The sequence below is a fragment of the Mycobacterium sp. NGS11 genome, from assembly GCF_059813315.1.
Genome location: NZ_JCALEJ010000031.1, coordinates 14880 through 37136, shown reverse-complemented (window position 1 = coordinate 37136; position 22257 = coordinate 14880). Strand labels below are relative to the sequence as shown.

Genomic DNA, 22257 nt, shown 5'->3' with positions numbered 1-22257 from the left:
GCGGCCTTAGCCGCAGGAAAGCAGCGCGCAGCCACCGCCTTTCGCTGCGTCTACAAAGAAGGAGACCAATATCTGGTAGTTCTCCTTGAGGTAGTCAAGATCGTCGGCTGCCCACGGGGTGGGCTGCACACCTTCCTGATTCATCCGTTCGGGGCTGAAATATCGCGCCAGTGTGTCGAATCGCGTCGCGGCCAATTGCGCTGCAATGGTGGCTACTTGGTCCGCCGATAAACCGAAATAGATCTCACCGTCTTGGGTGGGGATGGGCTCACCGGGCATTCGTTCGGGAGCGAGATTGATCGGCACGTCGGCGGCAGACAGCAGGAACTGGATGCCGTCGATCGCTTTGTCCACCGAGCCGCTCGGTCCGTCGCCGGGTAACGGCCGCCAGAGAATGCCCCTGATCTGTTCCGGGTCATCGATCACCTGGACCAGCTCAGCGCTGGTCAACTTCGTAAAAGTCACCGTCATGCCCACGTTATTTGGCCTTCCACCTGTCTGCCCCTCTGATCAAGAGTAAAAGCTACGGCGGGACGCTGCGCCTGAGAATCGATCACACATGCGGGCAACTCTCGCGCGAGGCGACCGCATCGCTGAACGATGTTGATCGCAACTGCGCGACGCACCATGGTGGCGGGAATATGCTCGACCGCTATGGGTCTCAACCTAGATACGAGAGCGTCGTTTCGACGCAGCCACCGCTTGGACAAACTCGTCGAAGCGATTTTTCACGCCTCCTCGACTACCACACCCGAGACCCATTGGGTGGAGTGGAAAAGCACCCTGGATTTCTCCAAGGCCAAGGACAAGGTCAGCGCCGCCAAAGCGATCATCGCTTTCGCCAATCGCGACCCGGTGAACGCGGCCCGCGAGTGCGGGGGCGAAGGGTACCTCGTTGTGGGCGTTTCGCCTGACGGCGTGCTCGACGGCGTCGCGGTACACGACGCGGCCGACCTCGCCGCGATGCTGCGAACCTACGTCGACGGACCACACTGGGACGTCGACTACGTCGAGTTCCGCGGGCAACACGTCCTGATCATCACGGTCGCACCACCGCAGCCCGGCGACCGGATCCACTCCCTGGTCAAGGACTACGAGAGCTACAAGTCCGGAACTGTGTTCCGCCGCGGCATTTCCGGCTCCGAGCCGGCAACCCATCGAGAGCTCAACGAACTGCAGAACCGGCTCCTGCAAGACCCCCCGGTCTCTGACAGCGACGCGTTCGACGAGGCAATCAGCAGCGGCAACTACCGTTTGACCGGCCGGCTGCTCCGCAGCGCCGCCCGTGGTGTGATCGACGCATGCAGCGACCCTGAACGATTCCCACCCGGCTTCGCTAGTCGTGTGCCGACGGAGCAGATCATCCAATACGTCGAGATCGCTGATGGCTACCGCACGGCCGCAGCGCCTTTGCTTCCTCTCGTCATCGAAGGCTGTCGCGTCGAAAGCGCTTTCCTTGAAGTCGAATATCGACAGCTCATCACGGCGCTCGCCGAGCCGAGACCGCTTGCCCAACAGAGCGGTTCGCTCATCACGAGTGTCCGAAACCAACAGCTGGAAGCGTTGGCAATGCTGCCAGCCACGCTCACGATGTACGCCGGCACGATCGCGGCAGTTGAACACGAGAACTATCGCGCCGTCCGCACTCTGACCGTCGATGCCACCGTCGATTGGTCCCTTTTCACGAACCGCAAGGTGGCGGTCCTCGATAAGGCTGGCCCCTGGGAGATTGTCGGCCACGAGCGGCATCTCGGACTTGCCCTACGTGCCGCCCAGACAGGCGCACTCACCAAACAGCTGCTGGAGGACCTCGCAGCGGGTCGACTTCCGCGCCGACCGGTCTACCCAGTCTCGGATTTCTTGTTCGATGCGCTGCGGTCGTACTTTCCCGACCGCACCGATTCCCAGTACATCCGGCTGTTCGATGCCGCCGAGCTCCTTTTCGCCCTTGTTGTCAGCGATCTGGCGGCTCAACGTAACCCAGGCCTCCTCGACCAACCCTGGCTGGGGCTGTTCGTCAAGCACGCGGCCGAGAGCTACCCCTTCGAGGAGACCGAGGTGGCGCACATGTTGATGGACGCGCGAAGCGCGGGCGACCAATGGCCACCCCTAGAAGCCGGTCTGTTCGGGGGATCAAAGAAACGGCTACAGGAAGCCGCAGACACCGTGTGGACGGCTACTGTGGCGCAGCTCCGCCGCGGATCTTTCTGACCAGCTAGTCGCGAGGATGCCTTCGATAGACACTGACTGCCCCGTGCTGGCTCGATGGCGAAACGGCCAGTCGTCCTGAGTCATGCGACGCAGACCGAATACGCGAACTGCGCTGAGACTGTTCCGGATTCCGCGGTCCCCATCGGCTGGCCACAACCGCTGACGTGGCGGTGGCACGATAACAGTCATGGATGAGAAGGTGCCCACTGTCAGCGTGCGGCTGTGGCGTGCCGACGCGATCGTCTTGGCCGACTGGCTGGCCCATACTGATCTGAACACGGTACCGGTCACCCATCCGGCGCAAAAGCAGGCGCTGGCAGATCTTTTGAGCCGATTTGAATGGGCTGCCGACGAGGACGTGACCGCGGCAACTGCCGAAGAGATCGCGGCAGCCCAGGCCGAAGTGGTCCGCGATATGGGTTGGTGACACACCTGAGCGGGCTGGGCACTCGCCCCAGCACGGTCAGGTAAACGATCTGCACATCGCCAGTCCGCTCACTGCGGCTTCTGGCGTACGTGTAGACCGCCGCGCTCGTCACTACCTCGAGGCGGCGCGGTAAAACTCCGAAAGCCGGGCGGCGGGGCGATATCGTCTGAGGCGGGGGAACCATCGCTGGTCGTTATCCGAGATAGGTCAGGGGCTTTCACACGACATGACACCTGCAGGCTACCCCGATCGCGCCAGACTGGTGGACAACGTGGTGCTGCGGCGAGCCGTGGCAGCGTTCGCCGCCCAGCCCAACCAACGCGGCGCGGTTGAGGTGCTGCGGTTGTGCATGTACGGGGAGGTGCTGTTGGACATCACCGGCTCTGACGCATTGACCGGTGAACCGTTCGCCACGGGCTCGCACTTGCAATTCCGGGGCGGCACTGGCCCCAATGGCGGTTCGGCGCTGTTCTGCTACACCCGCAACGAGGAAATCGCCCGCCTGCACCCGCCCGGTGCGACCACCGCGTCACTGGTTCAGCCGGCCATCGGGGCGCTGGAGCTGGCCCGAAGCCAGGGCAACGCATGGCTCTACATTGATCCGGCCGGGCCCACATGTGCCCTGTCAGCCCCCGAGATTGATTTCGCGTTGCGCAACGGCAACAACGAGCGGCTCAAGCAGGCCCTAGCCGACCACACCGACGGGAAAGCCGACAGGCAGGCCGTGGTGCAGGTGCTGCGCGACAACGGCCCTATGGTGCTGGCCGGCGATGATTCGCGCGGCGGAGTGGGTGTTCGCATCACCACACATCCGAACGGCACGACGAGCATCTTCGCCTTCACCAGCGCCCCGGAAGTCCTGGCCTTCAACCCTGCCGACGCGGCCATATCGCTGACGATCGAGCAGGTGGTGCACATGGCCCGCGAACAGGGGCACACCGGGATCGTCATCAACCCCGCCGGCCCGTTCCTGTGGGTTTCGTTGGCCGAGCTCCTCGGCGAATAAACGCGGTTGGGAGTGAAATCAGCTGTGCTCCAATGCAATCAGGGCTACGGAGATACGGCTGTTAAACACCTGGGCGTAGGCGCCAAAGCTGGCCGGAAGAGCGACCCGACGTTGTTTGCAAAGGTGCCCATGCTTGTGGTCAGCTACCGTGCCTGGCCGACGTCATCGACGACAAGTAGCGCACCGACCGCAGCCAGTCATCCACCGTCTGTCAGATTGCCGATGGTGGTCGTGGTATCAGATGTGGCGATGAACCCGGTGTAGGTCTGTCCTGAGCCGATTCGGCAGGCCAGTGCAATCGTGTCGGTCCATACGCAGATTGCGTCGTCGAATGCGTATGCGGTGTTCTTGGGTAGCAGGTTGAGCGGGTGGCCTTCGAACTCGGGCTTACTGCCAGGGCTTGGGTTTTCAACGCTGGTGAACTTGATTGGGCTGACGACGGTGCCTGATTCGAACAGGCTCACTGTGTTCGCTCCTCCAGGGGCGCTAGCGAACGGCCCGGTGCAGTTCATCGCATACATCATGCGGTGATTGGATGACGTGCAGTACAGGCCGCTGGGTGTGCGGAAGCCGCGCACTGAGTAGGCCAGGCCGGGGCGCACCGTGTAGTCGCTCTCAGATGCCTTTGGGTAGGAGGAGAAGTCTGGGGCGGCCGGCGCAGCCTGCGCGGCGACCGCCGGGACCGTGGCCAGCATGGCCAGCAAGCCCGCGACCGCCTGGCCGATCCGATTCATGACATCCATTATCCCTGCGCCCCGGTGGTGAACGGACGCTTTTTGATGGGTGAGGACGCCAACAAATGCCTACCGTGATATACGCCTACAGCACAGACTGGATGAATGAACTGGCATGCTCAACCGCCAGGCAGGCCACTGAAGGGGAGAACGCGCGTGAAAAGGACCCGCCTATATAGCCCAGTGTTCTTCGCCGTGATGGCTGCGCTATGCCTGATCCTGTTCGTGGTAAACGTCATCCACGGCACGTGGCTGGGCTTGATCAGTACCGGAGGCCTCGCGGTGTTGATGGGTTACCGGGCGTGGTCCGGCAGGCGCCGCACCAACCAGCAATAGACCTACAACGCAACACCGCTGCTAAAGCAGGCAAGCACGTGGTGCTGACCCGGACTCGCGGGCGACCTTAGGACATTTCCCCTGCCAAAACGCACTGCGTGGTGTCGTTCACGCGAGCTACACGCGCTAACCGCACCGACTTGTGCGTGATCAGCAAGTACGTTGGTCGCGTGGTCGCCAACAGTGTCCGTAGACGCAGGATCGCTCGAGGGTTGCTGGCGCTGGTGTGCGTGGCTGCGGCGGCCGCAGGCGGGGTCGTCGCGTGGCGCATCGATGAGCGGGCACAACCGTGTTGGAGTGTGCGGCAATTCATCGAGTTCAACCGCGATACGCAGGCCTCGCTGAAAGCCAAGACGCGGTTCGCGCCGCCCGGCTCGTACGAACCAGACGTGGTACCGGCTGCCGGCGACTACCAGGCCTGGCTCGACGGTCTGCAGCAGCACGCCGGCCAGGTGACCGCACCCGAGCTGTCGGCGCACGCGCAACGAGCCGCGGCGCTGGCGCGCGAATTCATGAAAGATGCCAACCAGATGAACGCCGAACTGGACAAACAAGATCCCTTGAAACCGCAACTGCCACCATCGGCGAAGGCGGCAGGCCAGGTTAACCGCGAGTTCGGCGACGAATTGGCCACGCTGGCACGCGCCTGCCCGACCTGAGCGCGCCGCCAGCCACTCGCGCCTCTCTACTGCGCCGAGTGACGAGGCGATGCGATGTGTGAAGCGGCCGGCGGGAGGCCGACACCCCGCTCCCCTACCCCTGCTGGGCGCGAGCGCGCGACGACGCAAGGAGCTCCGCTCGTCGCCGATAATGGTGAGGGTGACGGGCTGTTCGAGTAGCGCCGCGCTACGGCTGATGAGCCGGCGCCGGCTGTGGCGGTTGTGCCTGCCGGCTGTGGCGTGTGTGGTGGCGGCGACTGGTGCGTGCGCTGCCCTGGATCGTAGCTCCGAGGCCCGCCACCTTCAGGCTGAGATAGCGAAGATGCCTGGGGTCGACAGCGTTAACCCCGGCTATATCAACGATTTTGAGAACGGCGCGGAACTGAAATTGGTGGTCACGATGCCTAAGGCAAGCGAGGACCAGATCGCCGCGGTCGCCTCGCGCATCACCAGCATCAAAGGCAGCGATTTCGACGGCTACCGTCAGTCCTGTGATTTCGTCGTCGGCGATGAACTTGAGGTGATACGCGGCGCGCAGCTCGACCCCGCCCAGATCGTCGACGACACACACCGCTTGCGCGAACTGAGGACCCGCGTCCCGCGCTCGGCAATCCAATGGTCGCGTGACGGTACTAGTTCGCGGCTCGAGGTATGGGATGTCGAACACACCAGCGACGTCTTGACCGCAGCGTTGGCGGCCGTCAAGCCCGAACCGATGACCGTCTATATCCGTTCCGCCGAACCGACGAAGTACCCGACTTGGGAAGTCGGCGTTCCGATCAGCGGCGAGCAGCGCGCAGCGATCGATGCGTTGCTGTCGCGGCTGGTGCTGCCGGTCTATTACGTTCGCATCGACAGCGCGAAGATCACCGAACTATCGGCATACATCACCGACACTGCCCGGGCCTACGGTGACCTCAAATCAGTAATCTCCACGGTGGCGCCAACCAAACAGCAACCGTTGCAACTGGAGTGGCACCTCATGGTCGAGCCTGACAATTTTCACCAGTTCACCGGCTCGCTGACGGTGCCGAGCTGCCCCCAAGACACAGGGGCCCCCAAATCCCAAGCCCCTCAGGGCAATCAGACCGCGGAGGCAGCCGCACTGCAGCGGCAACTGCAAAGCGCCTTCACCGCCTGTTGATACTGCCCTGCCCCGCCCCCGCGCCTGTGGCTGTTTCGGCTGAGCCTCGCCGGAGTTATGGCGCCGAGTCGAATCCCCACGCGATCGCACGCGCCAGCGAATGCACATACTGCTCGCGAACGAGACGGTCGCGGGTCATGATGTGATACGGGTGCGGAGGAAACAACAGACACGGCTCCCCAGGGTGATCGTCACGGCGGGCCCGCGGCACCCGGAAAGGCCAATTCAGCTCCCGCGCCTCCGGATATACCTGCACCAGCGCCGCTTTCGCGAACTTGCCGACGCCGATCACCAGCCGCGGACGCACAATATCTCGCAGCTCGCTCTGCAAGAACGGCAAGCAGTTCGCGCTCTCGTGCGGACGCGGATCGCGATTCCCGGGCGGATGACAATGCAGTGAGTTCGTAATGAACAAATCGGCCTTGGCGATGCCTGCGCGCTGATAACAGCGATCCAGGATGCGACCACTACCTCCGAGGAACGGCTCTTGCGCCTTCATGCAGCCCCGGCACAGTGCCTCCCCCACGATCGCCACCGGCGAATCGACCGAGCCAAAACCCGGTGCCGATTCGGTCACGCCTGGCTCATTCAAACGGTCCGGGTCAACGCATTTGCGGCACGCCTTGATCCTTCGATCGAGTGCGGCCTTCTGCCGCTGCCGGGCATCCGCTGTCACCGCACCCACCGGTCCCCATCAACCTCAATCGCAACCACCACTGGCGCGACGCTACCCACCGCGCACCCTCCCAGGCAGGAAATCGGAATGTTCACCGACCGACGCTGACCGGGTGCGGCAGACTGGTCCGCCGTGCGGGTACGTTTTTTCCAGCAGCCCTGGTGGATCCGCTGGCTGGCCGACTCGGTTTTCATCGGGGCCATGCTGCTTGTGTTCTGGTGTGTGTATGTCACACACCCTTTCGAGCGAGCCGCACCAATCGTGCTTGCCCTGGCCCTGGTGGGCTTCAGCGCGGCGGCCGGAGCGGCGTCAGCCCTGGGCCAGCGTCCCGCCCGTGCGGCGTACACCGAAGCGCTGCGGGGACTGAATCAGGCCGAGCGTGCCGAGGCGGTTCGGGCATTACGTGAAGGTGCTCTGCCGGCCCGTCATCGGGTGTTGGCCGGCGCGATCCGCTGCGGCGCTGTCGTTGAAGCCTATTACCAGCGGGCCAGCCGCGGCCGAACCACGCAACTGATCTCGGCGGCCCTCCTTGCTGTTGTCGGGATCGTTTCCGTCTTCCTCAGTGACCCGCGCCGCGGCACCCTGTGGCTGTTGATGGCCGCGCTGTTCGCCGCGCAGACGGTGCGCCGCGAGCGTGTGCGCACAAAGCTCAACACCCACCTGGCGCAGCTACTCGCGGCCGCCGACCGCTCCCCCGAAATCAACGCCGACGACATCGCGCCCCCACCCCTACCGCGGCGCACCAGCTGGCAAATCGTTTTGTTCGTCGTCGTAGTGGGCGTGGCGAGCATCGGCTTCACCCGATTGGCGAATCATCCACGCCGAGACTGCCGCGCCGCCGACGCCGCGGTCAGCTTCTTAGCCGACAATTCCGATCTGACCAATCTGCAGCTCATAGTGACCGGCGGCCCCGATTTACGCGCCTACCAACATTGGGCCGAGCAGCTCTCCCACTTCGCCGCCCAGGTCTCAGCTCCCGACATCGAGCCTCACCTGCGTGCGATGGCCGATCGCGCCAGCGATGCGGTTTCCCTTGTCGCCCAAGCCCGTACCTCCCCGCCGCCGCGCCCGGTTATCGACTTACAGAGCGCCTACGGGCAGGACATGCTCGCCATCATCGACCAAGAACGTTCCTTGACCGCTGCATGCCGGCCGCGCTGAGCTCTTGACGCCGCGGGCAAGGCGAACGCACCGAGTATGCGCGTGGCATTCGAGCGACGTCCGTACGAGGACGTCGAAATCCTTGCGTCCGTGTGCATTCGGTTGATGAAAGTTCAAGCGATGGCAGCGTTTGGCGACGAGTTCCTCCGGGCTCGGCGCCCGGGGCGTACTGGGAGCAATTTTGCCACGGGTTTCATGGCCCTAAGCCACCTACAATCAGAAATGTGGAGGGTCAGAAAGAGCGCCGCCTCGGACCGATCGGATCGGAACTTCCGCCGTTAGGCCCCTGGTGGATCCTGTTTGACCGGATTCTGGCGGCCTCCCGGCTCAGTCCACCGCGCTTATACCGACTGTTGTGGGGCCTTCAACCTCGCGCGCCGAGACACAGCAAACGAGGACGCCAGACCACGGGGCCCGGGCTGGTCGCGGCCCTAGACGCCCAACTTTTCGGTGGGCCCACCACCAGCCCTTGCCCACAGCGAAAGGTGAGAGAAAACTTCCCCGCTTTCCGGAGCGAACTGGCAAACGGCCCACAACGCCGACATGAGTGAGCGTTCAGTGTCGAAGTGGTTGCCTCGGCATGGACGTCCCGGTCGTGGGCCGTCGCATTCAGCTAGCGCTCCGTCTCGATCTGGCCGATAAGTGCATCAAGGTCGCGGCGAAAGTTGGGCCCGGTGCGCATACGCATGTAGACGTCGCGGTCGATGGCATAGACCCCAGGAATCGGATCCGCCAGGTGGTGTGCCAGCAGCGACTCGTTGGGCTCGGTGTCCAGCTCACCGGCATTGAGCCGACGCTCGAATTCATCGCGAAGTTTCAGCCTGGCGCCATCTTCAGTGTCGGCTATCACGTGCCAATCCGACTTCGGATACCAGGCCTTCCACGACTGATCGTTTTGCCGCTCAACTCGCGGCCGAACGACCACTACATACTCTGGCGTGCCGCTATCCATGGGGTTTCTCCAATCAGTCTGGCCAGTGGCCGCTGATATCGGTCGGGGACGAGAAGATGGCAATGGTTCCATCGGGGAGCAGTTCGCGGCAGGTGAAGCCGCCGCTCGGCCGAGGTAGGCACCACACGATGCCGGTTGGTGGTGTTGGGCCGGTACCGTCGTCGCCACTCGCGTCATCATGTGACTTCGGTGCATCGCTCGATAGGGTCTGATACCCAGCGGCGAGCTGACGCAGCGTCGCCGACACCCCCTGATATTGGGTTTTCGTCGCCTGCAGTTGGCCCTGCATCGCCGACAGATGCTGGTTCATCGCCGCCATGATCAGCTGGGCCCCCGCCGGCGACCGACCTAACGTAGCGGCCTGAGCCCCTACCGCGCGGGCCTGATCACGAATCAACCCCGAGGCCACTCGGCCCTGCTCGCCGATCACACCACCCTGCGCAGCGGTCTGCGTCAACTCCTCATCCAAGCCTGCAGCAGCGGTTCGGGCTCGCTGATATGCGCCAGCCACCCGGGTCACACCACCGCGCAGCCCGCTCACACCCTTCGACGATGCAGGCACCGACCCGCCATCAGCAGAAGCAGGCAACTTGCCGCCCTCACCGCCGGCCGGATACAAGTCATGCGCACGGGTCAGCAGCCGGTCCACACCAGCCACAAACGCCGCAACACTCACCCCTCAAAATTAGCCGGAGCTCTGTCGACAATGCCACGCCCAAACCCACCAAGCTCCGTGCCAGCTCGACGCAGATGTCGTGCATCATGTGCTGGGCAGACGCGGCCCTCCTCCCGGCGCACCGACCTGACATAACCATCCAGGCGGGAGGAAGGGTGCGAGCCGGGCTAAGCACTGAGATTCCCTTCAGTTACTGCCTTAGCGGCGAGTCAACAAAGCCGCCGTCGGGCGGTGGAAGTGGAAGCGGTACAACCACTCCCCCGACGTCGGCCGCATAGTGAGCGGCTTCATCGGACTCGGCGTCGGTGTAAGCGCGCACGGCGGCGGGCTGGCTGGGTACCCGTACCAGCAGAGTGAAGTCAGCGATCTGCACGTCGCCAGTCCGCTTGCTTGGGTTCTGTCGAACGTGCAGATCGGCGCCATCATCGCTCATTGCGTCATTATCGGCCCTGTGCGCACTCTTCGACCGCTTCGCCCCTCACCTCGATCGGGCACGCTAACATCAGTCATGCCCAGCGATCCGGGCCGAAAGGGTCGACGGGTCATTCCAAGGGGTGGGCTAATGACCTGTCCCGGGACAGACGCGCGTTCCCAGACAATCCGGCCCGAAGGCTCCGCGCGCTGTTGTCGTTGGTTTCAGTCGGGCGGTTCCCGAGCTGATCTGAAGAGAGCGTGTCGGTGTGGTCGTGCCGGTAGGCGCTGTCCGCGCGGCCACGATGAGTGCGCGCATCTGCAATGCGATACAGTGCACGGTTACAACGTGTTTCATGCGCGGATAGCGTGTGGGTGTCAAGCGACTTCGCCAACGGGCGATCCAGTCGAATCGAATTCGTTGGTGAGTGTCTGCCAACCGGAGAAGGAATCGATCCTTTTGGCCCGGATCGCTGGGCATGACTGATGTTAGCGTGCCCGCTCGAGCATTAATACCGTCGCAGACAAATCCGGGTCATAGGTGCGCCCGCAGGCGCGGCAGGTGAGAACACCGTTGCGTTTTTGCGTCTCGGCGGGGTTCTCGTGTCCGCAGCCGGCGTGAATACGGCTTAGCCCGGCGGCGGGCACCACCGTGATGGGGACCGCGTCGCGCGTCGCAGCGGCGATGATGGCCTGGCGCAACAGGCCGGGGGCGGCGTGCTCGCGACGACGGTCGATCTCACGCTGCCGGTCGGTAGGTAATGCGCTGCGCTCCAATGCCCCTCTGGTCACGTCGGCGACGTTCGTGTCGTCGACGACGACTCGTCCACACTGGCTGACGAGGGTGTGGGCGACTTGGCGCCATAGATCATCGCGGTAGCCGCGGGCTCGCGAGCGCCCGTGGCCCTGCTGTTGCCACCGCAGTCGATCGCTGCGCCGCCAGGCTTCTAACTGGGTGGCCATCTCGGTTCCGCTGTCACGCCAGTGCAGGGCGAGCGCGGCGAATCGCGCCGGTGAGCGCCACTGTGCCACCGCGGCGGCGGTGAGCTGTTCATCCGGGCGGCCGGGATGGGGTATGGGCCCATGCTCATCAAGCCAGTCGGTGAGCTTGCTGCGGATGCTGTCTAGGGCCAGGTCTCGCGTCGATGCCGTATGGCTGTGGCGCTGCAGTCTGGCTGCGATCACCGCCGGCGCGATGATGCGACCCGAGACGCCCTCGGTGACGGGCACAATGACGTGTGCAAGTCGGCGCGGAATCGTTATCGGTTCGGTGGCACGCCAATGGGCGACCACGGTGCCGCCCTCGCTGGCTTGCCAACCCAAATGTATTGCCACGACGGGACGCTCGCTCCGTTCGGTGGCAACCGCATGGGGTATGCGCGCGGTGATAGATAACCGTGCCCGTAGGTCGGCCCCGACTCGAGTGACTGTCAGTTGCGCGCCGACGATGTCGGCTTCGGCAGGAAGCCATCGATGAGCCTGAACGGGCACATCGATCCATTGTGGTTGGCGGCCAATGGATCCGCAGCGCAGTCGGACGGTGACTCGTCCGGCGCGCCGCTTCTCGGCGCGCGTCATTTCTGCCCACTGTTGCGGTCTGATCCATGGCATGTGCAGGACGTTGTGGTAGCGGCCGGCGGGATCGGCAACCACCAGCGGAGTGCGAGGCGGTCGGCCGGCGGTCCGCTGTAATTGCACCGCGATGGTGCCGGTGCCGTCGAAGCGGTGGTGGCGTAGCGTCGCGGGCTTGTGTTGTGCGCGCTGCTGTTGGATGCGTCGCACCGCGACTTTATGTTGGTCCACGATGTAATTGAATGTCGCCCAAAACAACTGGTCGCCCGTCGGTGACTGACAGTAGCGGCGATAGAGACTTTTCTGGTCGGCGGCAAGCTGCGCCCCTCGGTCCCGACGCCGTTGTGCGGCAGCGTCTTTGACTTCAGCGATGGCGTCGCGTCGGAGCTGGCGCGCAGACCTGAGCGCGGCTCTAGCATCACACAACTGCTGCGCGAGGGGCGAATCAACAAGCTTGTCTCGCGCGGCGATCCGAGCTGCTTTCAGTGCCGCCGCGGCAGATTCAACGCGTTCCTCGGCGGCGGCCACCTGCACTTCAGCGGCGGCTACTGAGGGATACGACGACCAAATCTCCTTTATGTCTTCGTCGTAGGCGAGCTGCAGGCTGACGAGGTCCTCACGCAGATCGTGTGCTAGCCGCAGTTGTTGGCGCAGGATGTCGGGCAGCTGCCACCGGTAATGCACACCCATGGTGTGAACTGTGATCCGCGTCGAGTCTCCAACCTCGACATTGGCGGCCCGCTCTGCCGCCTCTAACTCTCCGTCGGAGGCCACCCACATATCGTTGCACAATGAGCGTCGCGCGCTGAGGCACGGCTGATGCCGCCACGTAGTCGCACACGAAGGCGCCGCGGCCCGACCGCCACGCACGACCGCATCTGATGGTCGTCTCGCGCTGCTTGGCTTTCTTAGACGCGTGGCGAATTCGGGCGGCCGCGACTAGAGGTTGCTGAGAATCGCCGATTTGATGCTGTCACGGGATATTTCGAAGTTGGGAAGGCGTAGCTGTGGCATTGGCCCATTAAGTCAGGCTAACTTTGGTGGGTGAGTATCGCGGCATTTCTGGCGGGGGTCGACCGTATCCTGACGCGCGCGCATAACCTGTATCCCGCTGGTGGGCAGGGCGGCCCGTTTCCGGCCTCGGGTGGTGGCTCGGCTCCTGCGTCACCGGCCGGTGTTGGCGGGTTGCGAACCGGTGTGACGCGGGCCGCCGGCTCCTATCAGCAGGCGCGGACCAGCGCTGCGGGCCTCGACCAGGAGGTGCAGCAGGCGGCCGAGCAGGGCGGCACGATCGGCGCGCAGGGCCGACTCGGGTCCGGGGTGATTCGCGACCAGGCCCGCGCTGTGGCCGCGGCCGCCGGTCCGATGGCCCAGTCACCGGCCGGTGCCCGCCTGGTGATGGCCGCGATGGACCAGCACCTCACCGCGATGCAGGGCCAGCTGCAAACGACGAAGACCCAAAACCAGGCAGTATCGGCGACCTTGCGGCAGACCGCGGCGGGATACCAAACGCTGTCCGATGGCGCCAAGGACTCCCCCGCTGACCCGACGATTCGCGCCGCGGGCTGGAAGCCGGGGGACCCGTTGCCGGCCGAGCCGGCCCCGCCGGGGTTGCCGCCGGTGGCAACGGACCCGCGTAACCCGTTCGTGGGCGATCCTCGTTTCGGATACTGGACCGACTATGTGCCACCGCCGTACACGGGTTCGACGCCGCCTCCGCCGGCCAAGCAGCACGTGCCCTGGGTGGACGGTCCCGAGGGCGGCCCGACCGGCTTTTACACACCTGGTAGGACCTGGATCGGCGACAATGATGCGCCGTTCGCCGCCTATGAGCAGCAGTACAAGTTCCGCATCGCTGGTGAGGACCTGACGTCCTACACCCAGGTGGGTCCGGGTGGTCAGATGCAGCGCTGGGTGGCCTACACCTATGAGGCGCAGGAGTTCCAGAACGTGAAGCTCAACGGGGACATCTGGGTCAAGACGCCGCCAGACGCGAGCACGGGAGGGTTGGGCGGCGTCAGCACCGGCGGCATCGGAGGGATCTCCATCCCGCCCAAGATTGGGCCGTGGCAGCCCATTACCCCGGCGCAGATCGCGACCCTGTCGGCGGCTAACCCGACGGTTAAGTACTACATGCCCGATCCGTGCGGGCAACAATTCACATTCGTCAACGGGACAGCTACCGGGGGAAACGCGCCGGGTCCGATCACCCCGAGCATCATCGCTGGTCCGCCCGGCTGATGCCCGAGCTGACTCGGCCGGCGGCCCGGGATCTCGAGGCTCTGCCCTAGCCTGTCACACCGGATGTCAGGAAACGAGTTCTCGAGTGCCGAGGTCTTCGCGCAACCGGAACATCACCAACGCTTTGGCGTCCTTGAAGCCCTGGCTGCGGGCCGCCTCGTCCAGCTTGGCTCGCGCCTGTGCAGTCATTCGCATTGTGAATTGGGCAGACATCCTGCGGTTTTCTGAGCCCCTGCGGCTCTTGCGCCGTGGCGTCAAATCGCTTGCGCTTGCCTGCTCTGCCACCTGACCCGCCCTCCTGAGGCTTTGACGTGCTCTTTTGCATCTATTAAGTGCATTAGTGCCATTGTATGCCCTCATGCGCCGTTGCGCGGCATTCCGCGCAACGAGTGTCGGGCTATCGGCATGTACTTGATAAGGGCATTCCAGCAGATCAACGGCAATGTGTGGCGACGTGCACGGGAGTACACTAAGGCCGTTGCAGGTGCGTCGCTGGAAGGACTCGCTTCATGGTGATGGGAGGTCATCCGCAGCGCGGCAGGCCCATCACCGGCGTCCCGCAAGCGGCCCGGATGCTGGGCCGCGATGTTCGCACCGTGCGGCGGATGATTGAGTCGGGCGAGCTTGAGGGCGGCGCCTCGCTCGCTCATAAGCGCCGCCAGTGGTTCGTCTACACAGACCAACCTCTACTCCAGACGCAGGGGCGAGCGCCGGCCGCAAGACCAGAGCACGGCGAAATTGCGGCCCTGCGAGCCGAAAACGCCGACCTACGTGCCCGGGCGATGGCAGCCGAAGAGGGCGAGCGACTTCTGCTTGCTGGGCAAGCGACTTTGCGGGATGCGTTGAGGCAAAGTCAGTCCACGCTGGCTGCTGTGATGGCCGCTAATGAGAACATGCTTCGCGGGGCCGACGGTTATCGGATGGCAGCGGATGGTTACCGCGGTGCGGCCGATGAATTCCGCCAGGGCGCTGCCGGGTACGTCGAGGTGGTCAAGCAGGCGCAGGCCACAATCGGGATGTTGGAAAACGTTCTTGAGAGCTATAGCGACACAATCTCTCAGCACATCACCCCCGGCCATGCAGGCGCTTTGAACACCTAAGCCACGTTGTGCCGCGCTGACAAGAATGCAGGGCCCCTCCCCCATTGGCGATCGTTGTTGGCGTCCCGTGGCCGATTAGCGCCTCGTTCCTGCGTCCAACGGCAAAACGGGCGCTCGTCATTTCGTCACTGTGACGCGTTCGGGTGGGCGTCCTGCGACGCCCATCTCCGTACTGCTTTCAATATCGTGTCGGGCTGTCTTCTCGGTATCCTTCCGCAGGTGGCGACACTCGTGGCCCGGCGCAGCGTTCGCGCCAGAGCACGCCACCCGCTGCGCAGTACCGGAGCTGGTCTGCTCAGCCGCTGGGATCAGGCCGCGGCGCCACGTCGCGTCGACTGTCTGCGTTCGCATCTCAGTCCCAGTATGGCGAGGCACCCGCGTTCAGGTGACGAGCACCGTTCGTTTCTTCACTGAGTGTTCTGCCTCGCCCTCCGTGGGCATGAGTGCCTGCGCGACCACTTCGGCGCGGGTGTGCTAAACAATTGTCCGTATTCGGCGTCCAGGGTTGAGCTGACGCTGGTGGCCGCAATTGCGGTCTGGATCGTCTAGGCAGTTCGTGCTCAGGTAAGCATAGGCGCCGCCTTCCTGGCGTTGTGGGATACCTTCGGCACCGCTTCGGCACCCATGTGTAGCGCAATGTACGTACGAGCGGTGGCCTTATGCATAGCCCTCAGCGGAAGCAACCAAGCTGCAAGGCGCGGGTAGGAATCCTGGGCCCGACAGCGGCCACAGCGGTCGCGCGTGTATGGCGAGACGCGTAGGTGCACAGTCATTGCGCCATCTGCCCGTGGGCGGTGGGCATGGTATTGCCCTAGGTATGCGTCTAGGTATTGGTGACAACCTTCTTCTAGGTATGCGGCGCAGGTCCGATACGCCCTGTGTGATGGGTCTTTACGGACGTTTGAAAGGGCAGGCCTAGCGCCAATGGGGGCGGTGGTGCACTGGGTGCGGAGGCGGGGGTGAGCTGGACCGACACTCTTTCTGTATGGAGGACTACTGCCATGCGACTGGTGCTCGCCCTGTCGCTCGACGCGAAGTGCCCCAGGGTGGCCGTGACGTGATGTGCGCCTGCATGCGGCGTCGGGCGTGTTGTGGCGACGTCGGCATACCGGCAGGTGCAAGGCCTTGCGGCGAGCCTTCTTTGTGGCTGGGCGCGTCGCGCATCGGCGCGCCGGGTTGTTGCCACTACACTTCGTGAACCATGACCAGTCACACGTTGCGGCGGTCGGCGCCAGGTGTCGCCGCGGGCGCCGGTGCGCCGCGAATTCAGCTGCAAGCTGCGCTGTCATGACCGACAGCATACTGACCGTGGACGAGCCGAAGGTGACGATCAACTGGGCGCGTCTCGGGCATGTTTACGTCGTGGGGAACGGTAAAGGCGGGGTGGGTAAGACGACGACGGCCGCGCATTTGGCTGCGTTGGTTGCCTCAGATGGTGCTCGTGTGTTGCTCGTCGACCTCAATGGGCAGGGCAACATCGCTCAGGTCTTGGGGTTTGCGAACACGAGCGTCGACGATAAGGGACGGAACCTTTTTTCGGCGGTGACCGCAGGTGTGCGGCTGGCGCCGATACCGGATGTCAGGCCGAACCTGGACGTGGTTCCCGGGGGGAGTTTCGTCCGGCGTATCTCGACGACGTTGGCTGCCGAGATGGGTACTTCGCGCGATAACGGGGTGCTGTTGGCGTTGGCCGATGCGTTGCAGAGCGTGGCTTCCCAGTACCAACTCATCATCATTGACTCGCCACCGGAAAACCCGCTTCTTCTTCAGCTTGCGTTGTGTGCGGCTCGCTGGGTCATCGTGCCGATGAAGACTGATGGCACCTCGCGAGCGGGGTTGCGTGAATTGGCCAGCGACATTCGTGCGATACGTGACCACAATCCCTTCCTCGTCCTGCTTGCCGTGTTCGTGTTCGCTTCGGGCACCAAGGCGACCAATATTCGGCGTGAGCTCACCGAGCAGGTCGCCCAGGATCTGGGCGCCAATAGCGATTTGATGTTGAAAAGCTTTGTCCGCCAGGCCGAGGCCGTCGCTCGCGACATCATCAAGTTCGGCCGCCTTGCCCACGAGCTCGAGCAGGAGATACCCAACAATCCCAAGCATTGGGAGTTACGTCGAGGGACAGCCAGGGGGGCTACCGTCGTTAGTAGTACCGCTCGGCCGGTGGCTGAAGATTTCGCCAAACTTGCGGCCGAGATACTCAGCCGTGCTGCCCGTAAGCGGGAACAGATGATCGAAGAAGGAGTGTGGCCGTGAGCAACCTAAGACAGCAGGATCTTCCGGCAGAGGACCTTTCTGACCTCGGTGCGCCGGCGGCTCGGGGATCGGGGTTGTCTGGGCTGCTCTCGCAGAGCGCGGGCGAGGCGCCCGCCGCAGCCCCTCAGCCACGACGCGCGTGGGAGCCCGATGCCGAACACGATGCGGTGGATGCCGGTGCGACTGCGGTGGCCGCCCCCCGCCGGCCCCGCCGGCCTGGGCGGCCGCGTACGCGCACCAAGCCTGTTACTGCGGTGTATGTCAGTCCGGGTGTCAAACAGCGCTTTGAGGCCTATCGGCACAAGCAGAAGGCGACGAATCTTCAGGTGGTTTTGGAAGCCATCAGTAGCAAGCACCATGAGCTGGCCGACATCATCAAGCAGTCGGCGTTCAGTACTGCACCGGTGAATCCTTTGTTTCCGGCCGATCCGTCGGCGGTGCGCTATGTCGGGGGAGGCAGCGTGCAGATTGGTTTCAGCGCTACACCTGAGCAAGAACAGGTACTTGACCGTATCGGCGCGGAGTTGGGTTTCGAGACCCGAAGCACCTGGATTGCTCCGGTGCTCAACGCATTTTTGCCGGGTCGCAAAGACGGTGCGCCCGACCGCGGCTGATGGGACTCTAACCACCGCAGGCGGTCAGTACCCGGGCGCCGACCAAATCGACGAGCAATTCGATTGCCCGAGTTTCCTCGTCGATCGGGGGCGGTCCTGTGGCCAGCACGGCGCTGAGGTATTCCTCGTGGTGCCTATCGAACGCCTGGGCCAGCGTGAGGTCGGGGCCAGCCAGGCGATGTTGGGTGCTGGACTGGTCGTGTAGCTGCTCGCGGCTGAGTAACCAGGTGTGCCAGCTGGCGCGTTCTTGCTGGTGTCGGCGGGCGCGCTGGTTTTGTTGGTCCTCGAGGTGGTGGGCGGCGGCGACGTCGTCCAACGTTGTCGGGCCGGCGCTAAGGCGGCCACGATGCTGGGTAATCAGACCGGCGATTCGTAGGGCTGCGAGAGTCTCATAGCCCGTGGTGATGGCCGTGTGTGCCGCGGCGAACACGTCGCGGGGGCGTTGGATGTGCTGGTGCACGATCAGCTCGTAGATGCGCCGGTGACGGTGCCCGATGACCTTCCAGGCCAGGTGGACACCTTCGACTCGGATCGCCGCGACCGTCTCGCGGGCCACGCCCATCTGGTTCTGCTGGGTCAGCGCGTAGTAGTCGGGTTCATGTCCTTGTGCGATGCGCGTGCGCACCAGCGGTGAGCCCGGCAAGTCACGGGTTTTTCGGAGGAACTCCCAAACCGTCGTCTCACTGAGCAGTCCTGTGGCTAGCGATAGCGCTCGTCCGCCCACGCCTACCACGGGGACTCCGTTGATCACCTCTCCGGCCCGCACAGCATGTATCGCCAGGGCTTGGTAGACGGCCGCACCGATCCACCGGTAGCGGTGGCCGGGGAATTGCGCTTCCACCCAGGCCACTGCGTTGGCCAGCCACTCGCGATGCAGCTGTGGTCCCGCTGTGGTCCCCCCTGTGTGTACTTGTTCTTGTGCGCGGACTGGTCGGAAAAAGCTGCTGTTGGTGGCGGCCCAGGTCAGGGCTTTGCGCCAGTCGCGTTGCAGGGCTTTCTCGGCTCCGGCGCCATAGCGGGTGTAGGCGGTGGCCAGTCCGGTGTGCCAGGGGCGTCCTGGGGCCATGAGGGCCTGTACAGCGGCCAGGGTGTGGCCGTGTAATGCGGCGTGGGCCAGGACGGATTGGCGCGCTTCGGAGTGGCTTCGCCACGTCCGGTCGGCGGGTAGTTGGCCGGTGGTGGCGTAGGTGGTGATGCGGGTGGGCAGTGCGGTGTCGCGGGTGTATTCGGGGCGTAGTCGTTCGCGGGCGCCGCTGCCGGTGGTGGCGTCGCTGGGTGTCGAGATCGGTTTGGTGGTGGGCGATGGGCTAAGGGCGCCGAGCAGAACGTTGAGACGGGGGAGCAGGGCGGGGTCAGAGCGTGTGGTGAATGCGTCGATCGCGGTGGCTAAGGGGCCGTCGAGGATGCGGTGGCCGCCTTCGCGGCAGGGGGAGCCGGGGACGGTGATGCACCCGGTGCGGGTGTTGGCCATGGGGGTTTTGTCCAGGCTGGGTAGTCGGGCTTGCAGGAGCCGCATGAGGGGGTTGACTTCGGCGGTGGTGGCGGCGGTGCCGATGGCCAGCGGCACGATGATGTGGCGGCCGCCGCTAGTTGAGCGGTCGGTGATAGCGACCCCGCCGGCATCGGTGATCCAGCTCAGAGCGCGAGCGAAGTCTGCGTCGACGACCTGTTGGCTGTGGTGTTTGGTGTCGAAGTCCAGTGCGAGGACCTGGGTGCGGTGGTGTGAGTAGAGCAGGACCGCGGCCGGCACGGTGGGCAGGCGGCTGGTGAGGTTTTTGGTGCGGTCGAATTTGTTGGTGGTGGGGTCCCAGACGCGGATTGTGGGTCGGGCGGCGATGAGGGGGGCCAGTGCTTTCCAGGTGGCGGCGGGGCTGGCGGGAAGCGACGTGGCCGGGTTGGGGGACATGGCGTTAGGAGGCGTGGTGGGTCACGGTGAGGTCAGTGGTGTCGTGCAGGTGGCCGTGGGTGTCGAGGAAGACCCACCGGTGCTGGCGCCACAACATGGGTGTCGTGCTGGTGGTGCTGCGTGGGTCGACGAGGTATCCCAGGTCGAGCGCGGTGGGTATGTCGGTGTGTTCGATGAGGTCGATGCAGTTGCGGCAGGCTGCGATCGCGTCGGCGGGACTTCCTAGGGTGTGTGGGTCTGCGCGGCGGCGCCGGGAGAAGATCGCGGCCTGTTCGTATGTGCATGCGGGAGCCATAATTTCGCAGTGGCCGCTGGCGCGGGCGGTGATTTGTTGGGCGATGGCCGGCGCCGGTGCGGCGATGAGCAGTTTTCTGACTCGGACACGTCGGCCCGGGCGCGCTGCGCGGGTGGCGGCCGGCACGGCGGCCGGTGGTGTGACCGGTTGGAGGTCAAGCGATTTCGTGTCGGGCGGGGGCTGGGCGGGCAGGCCCAGCAGGTGCCTTTTGGCGGGAAAGTCGCCGTCAATCCAGACTCCGGCCCACATGCCGTAGGAGGGTTGACGGTGCAGTGCAGATTCGGTGCAGGGCTGCAGGGTTGGGCAGTTGAGGCATTGCTGGCGGGTATAGGTGCGCCGATTGGCGTCAAACCAGTCGCCAGGGTGTTGCAGGCAGGACGCGACTCGTCCGGTGCTGGCGGTGTCGTCATGCTTGTGGTTCACGAGGGTGTCCTCTATCGTGAAACCAGCCCGGTGAAGGCTTGGTTTCTGGTTTCAGAGGCCATTGACCGGAGTTGGTGTCTCCGGTCGCAGTTGTCCCCGCTTCGGCGGGGACTTCTGCGTTAAGGGCCGTATCAAGTTGTGTGTTGACCTGTGGTGTCCGTCAACGCGTTTGGGTGAAGGTGTGGGGCGCGGTCTCCTCGTTCATCTGGGTGGTTGGGGCTTCTGGTGGGACCAGAGTGACACGAGTCGGCATCGATGTTCGGCCGACACGCCGCGCGGTTTTCCGCGCAGGCACCACAGTAAGCAGCTTCAGCACCCTTACGCCGCACCCGCGGGAAGTTTTTTTGCCAATCTCCACGCCGGGGCTTTTGGCGCTCGCAAATCGGTGACCGCCGACCGACGCGTAAGGGCGAGCGGGGTTGTAAGTTCGGCTTGAGCCCACCTGGTCGGGGTCTCAACGGGACTGCAGCGCTGCTGTTCTGGCGTGCGGCACAGCCCAGTTGTGTGCCGTTATTCTTTGCCTGCGAAGGGATTCCGCGAGTGACGACACTGAACACGCGCCGCAATGGCGCAGGGCTTGCGCAGCGATCCGACGTCAAGGTTCATCCCGTCGACGAGCACTTCGGCGGCCAGGGCGCGCTGTCGATGCCCGCTGTCGAGTCAGACTCACTCGGGTCCGAAACACTGAACGCACCACCTGCGCAGTGGGATGCGGCCGGTGAAGACGAGATGCGCACGTTGCGGTTGGTTCGCCGTAGCCGCACCGCAGCGGTGTGGCTGACGGTGGGTATCGCGACCATCAGCTTCGTCTTGTCGTTCACCTCGTTGCGGAATTTAGCGGCGATGTCGGCGTGGCCCGGGTGGCCGTCGTGGCTGTGGCCGTTGATCCTTGATGGCCTGATCATCCTTGCGACGCTGGGGATTGTGTCGTTTGCGCCCTACCGTGAGCAGTTTTGGAACCGTGTTTTTCTGTGGGCGGTGCTCGGGGTAGCGGCTTTGGTGAGTGTGGGCGGCAATGCTTTGCACGCGTGGTTATTCACCGGGCAGCTGGCGCCGTGGATGCGTTGGGGTGCCGCGGGTTTGGCGTGTGTGCCACCGGTAGCGCTGATGGTCACGACGCATATCTTGGGGACCTTGTGGCGATTTCATCCCGCACCGCCGCCCGATGCGCGCTCGCAGTTGCGCGAGCGCGCGCTGGCGCTGGCGGTGGAGCGAATGGACCGCTGGGAAGCTGCTGCGGGCAAGCTGCATGAAGAAGGTTATTGCCCGAGCGTGCCTACCGACAAGTTGGCGCAGGTGCTGCGGTACTTGTACGAATCTCGGCCTGCGTTATCGCTGCGCGCGATCGGGGCCAAGCCGGAGGTGGGTTTACATCACGACACGGTCAGCAAGATTCGCGATGCCGCTGCAAGCGCGCTGGGCATGACGGTCGGCGACCAGTAAGACCGCAACGAACA

General features: G+C 64.3%; 22 protein-coding genes. 12 read left to right on the top strand and 10 right to left on the bottom strand.

Annotation, left to right across the window (positions count from 1 at the left end):
- Positions 1-6 precede the first annotated feature (6 nt).
- Positions 7-471 (bottom strand): DUF1877 family protein, encoded by a 465-nt coding sequence (locus AC5Y4T_RS23490; protein ID WP_499955712.1) that lies wholly within the window; start codon positions 469-471, stop codon positions 7-9.
- Between the two features lie 231 nt (positions 472-702).
- Between AC5Y4T_RS23490 and AC5Y4T_RS23485 the strand changes: the two genes are divergently transcribed.
- From AC5Y4T_RS23485 to AC5Y4T_RS23475, 3 genes are all read left to right on the top strand, one after another.
- Positions 703-2211, top strand: a complete 1509-nt coding sequence (locus AC5Y4T_RS23485) for an AlbA family DNA-binding domain-containing protein (RefSeq protein ID WP_499955690.1) — start codon at positions 703-705, stop codon at positions 2209-2211.
- A gap of 187 nt (positions 2212-2398) precedes the next feature.
- Positions 2399-2638, top strand: a complete 240-nt coding sequence (locus AC5Y4T_RS23480; RefSeq protein ID WP_047323896.1) for a hypothetical protein — start codon at positions 2399-2401, stop codon at positions 2636-2638.
- Positions 2639-2864: 226 nt separating this feature from the next.
- A complete protein-coding gene (locus AC5Y4T_RS23475; protein WP_047323895.1) occupies positions 2865-3644 on the top strand; it encodes an SseB family protein in 780 nt (259 codons plus the stop codon).
- 197 nt (positions 3645-3841) lie between these two features.
- Here the strand turns inward: AC5Y4T_RS23475 and AC5Y4T_RS23470 are convergent, their stop codons facing one another.
- Positions 3842-4378 (bottom strand): hypothetical protein, encoded by a 537-nt coding sequence (locus tag AC5Y4T_RS23470; protein ID WP_047323913.1) that lies wholly within the window; start codon positions 4376-4378, stop codon positions 3842-3844.
- A 198-nt stretch (positions 4379-4576) separates the two neighbouring features.
- Here AC5Y4T_RS23470 and AC5Y4T_RS23465 point away from each other — a divergent pair, with 198 nt between their 5' ends.
- The 3 genes from AC5Y4T_RS23465 (at position 4577) to AC5Y4T_RS23455 (ending at position 6517) form a co-directional block, all read left to right on the top strand.
- On the top strand, positions 4577-4714 hold the full coding sequence (locus tag AC5Y4T_RS23465; RefSeq protein WP_167380249.1) for a hypothetical protein: 138 nt from the start codon (positions 4577-4579) through the stop codon (positions 4712-4714).
- A 170-nt stretch (positions 4715-4884) separates the two neighbouring features.
- On the top strand, positions 4885-5373 hold the full coding sequence (locus AC5Y4T_RS23460; RefSeq protein ID WP_499955687.1) for a hypothetical protein: 489 nt from the start codon (positions 4885-4887) through the stop codon (positions 5371-5373).
- A 322-nt stretch (positions 5374-5695) separates the two neighbouring features.
- On the top strand, positions 5696-6517 hold the full coding sequence (locus AC5Y4T_RS23455; RefSeq protein WP_499955685.1) for a hypothetical protein: 822 nt from the start codon (positions 5696-5698) through the stop codon (positions 6515-6517).
- Positions 6518-6572: 55 nt separating this feature from the next.
- Here AC5Y4T_RS23455 and AC5Y4T_RS23450 read toward each other — a convergent pair whose 3' ends face one another.
- The gene (locus AC5Y4T_RS23450) at positions 6573-7094 is read right to left on the bottom strand and encodes a uracil-DNA glycosylase family protein (RefSeq protein WP_499955683.1); all 522 of its coding nucleotides are present in this window, start codon (positions 7092-7094) and stop codon (positions 6573-6575) included.
- Positions 7095-7325: 231 nt separating this feature from the next.
- On the opposite strand from AC5Y4T_RS23450, the gene AC5Y4T_RS23445 reads away from it, so the two are divergent.
- Positions 7326-8354 (top strand): hypothetical protein, encoded by a 1029-nt coding sequence (locus AC5Y4T_RS23445; RefSeq protein WP_499955681.1) that lies wholly within the window; start codon positions 7326-7328, stop codon positions 8352-8354.
- 613 nt (positions 8355-8967) lie between these two features.
- Here AC5Y4T_RS23445 and AC5Y4T_RS23440 read toward each other — a convergent pair.
- The 4 genes from AC5Y4T_RS23440 to AC5Y4T_RS23425 form a co-directional block, all read right to left on the bottom strand.
- Positions 8968-9306, bottom strand: coding sequence for a hypothetical protein (locus AC5Y4T_RS23440; protein WP_047323890.1), 339 nt, complete (start codon positions 9304-9306; stop codon positions 8968-8970).
- 13 nt (positions 9307-9319) lie between these two features.
- Positions 9320-9982: a hypothetical protein gene (locus AC5Y4T_RS23435; RefSeq protein ID WP_499955679.1), complete on the bottom strand. Its 663-nt coding sequence runs from the start codon at positions 9980-9982 to the stop codon at positions 9320-9322.
- Between the two features lie 190 nt (positions 9983-10172).
- Positions 10173-10415, bottom strand: a complete 243-nt coding sequence (locus AC5Y4T_RS23430; protein ID WP_052955347.1) for a hypothetical protein — start codon at positions 10413-10415, stop codon at positions 10173-10175.
- 467 nt (positions 10416-10882) lie between these two features.
- The gene (locus tag AC5Y4T_RS23425; protein ID WP_145958897.1) at positions 10883-12493 is read right to left on the bottom strand and encodes a transposase; all 1611 of its coding nucleotides are present in this window, start codon (positions 12491-12493) and stop codon (positions 10883-10885) included.
- A gap of 516 nt (positions 12494-13009) precedes the next feature.
- Here AC5Y4T_RS23425 and AC5Y4T_RS23420 point away from each other — a divergent pair.
- Entirely contained in the window at positions 13010-14206 is a 1197-nt protein-coding gene (locus tag AC5Y4T_RS23420; RefSeq protein WP_192579515.1) for a hypothetical protein, read from the top strand.
- A 66-nt stretch (positions 14207-14272) separates the two neighbouring features.
- Here the strand turns inward: AC5Y4T_RS23420 and AC5Y4T_RS23415 are convergent, their stop codons facing one another.
- The gene (locus AC5Y4T_RS23415; RefSeq protein WP_257790680.1) at positions 14273-14395 is read right to left on the bottom strand and encodes a hypothetical protein; all 123 of its coding nucleotides are present in this window, start codon (positions 14393-14395) and stop codon (positions 14273-14275) included.
- A gap of 320 nt (positions 14396-14715) precedes the next feature.
- On the opposite strand from AC5Y4T_RS23415, the gene AC5Y4T_RS23410 reads away from it, so the two are divergent.
- From AC5Y4T_RS23410 to AC5Y4T_RS23400, 3 genes are all read left to right on the top strand, one after another.
- Positions 14716-15306 carry a helix-turn-helix domain-containing protein gene (locus AC5Y4T_RS23410; protein ID WP_047323886.1) on the top strand — a complete coding sequence of 197 codons (591 nt, stop codon included), beginning with the start codon at positions 14716-14718 and terminating at the stop codon, positions 15304-15306.
- A gap of 1287 nt (positions 15307-16593) precedes the next feature.
- On the top strand, positions 16594-17562 hold the full coding sequence (locus tag AC5Y4T_RS23405) for a ParA family protein (RefSeq protein ID WP_047323885.1): 969 nt from the start codon (positions 16594-16596) through the stop codon (positions 17560-17562).
- Positions 17559-18176 (top strand): hypothetical protein, encoded by a 618-nt coding sequence (locus AC5Y4T_RS23400; protein ID WP_047323911.1) that lies wholly within the window; start codon positions 17559-17561, stop codon positions 18174-18176. Before AC5Y4T_RS23405 ends, AC5Y4T_RS23400 begins: the two co-directional genes overlap by 4 nt.
- A gap of 7 nt (positions 18177-18183) precedes the next feature.
- Here AC5Y4T_RS23400 and AC5Y4T_RS23395 read toward each other — a convergent pair whose 3' ends face one another.
- Together AC5Y4T_RS23395 and AC5Y4T_RS23390 are read right to left on the bottom strand one after the other, a co-directional pair.
- Complete coding sequence (locus AC5Y4T_RS23395) at positions 18184-20082, bottom strand: hypothetical protein (protein ID WP_047323884.1); 1899 nt, start codon at positions 20080-20082, stop codon at positions 18184-18186.
- A 4-nt stretch (positions 20083-20086) separates the two neighbouring features.
- Positions 20087-20800, bottom strand: coding sequence for a WhiB family transcriptional regulator (locus AC5Y4T_RS23390; protein ID WP_499955674.1), 714 nt, complete (start codon positions 20798-20800; stop codon positions 20087-20089).
- A 540-nt stretch (positions 20801-21340) separates the two neighbouring features.
- Here AC5Y4T_RS23390 and AC5Y4T_RS23385 point away from each other — a divergent pair.
- A complete protein-coding gene (locus AC5Y4T_RS23385) occupies positions 21341-22243 on the top strand; it encodes a DUF2637 domain-containing protein (protein ID WP_052955346.1) in 903 nt (300 codons plus the stop codon).
- Positions 22244-22257 lie beyond the last annotated feature (14 nt).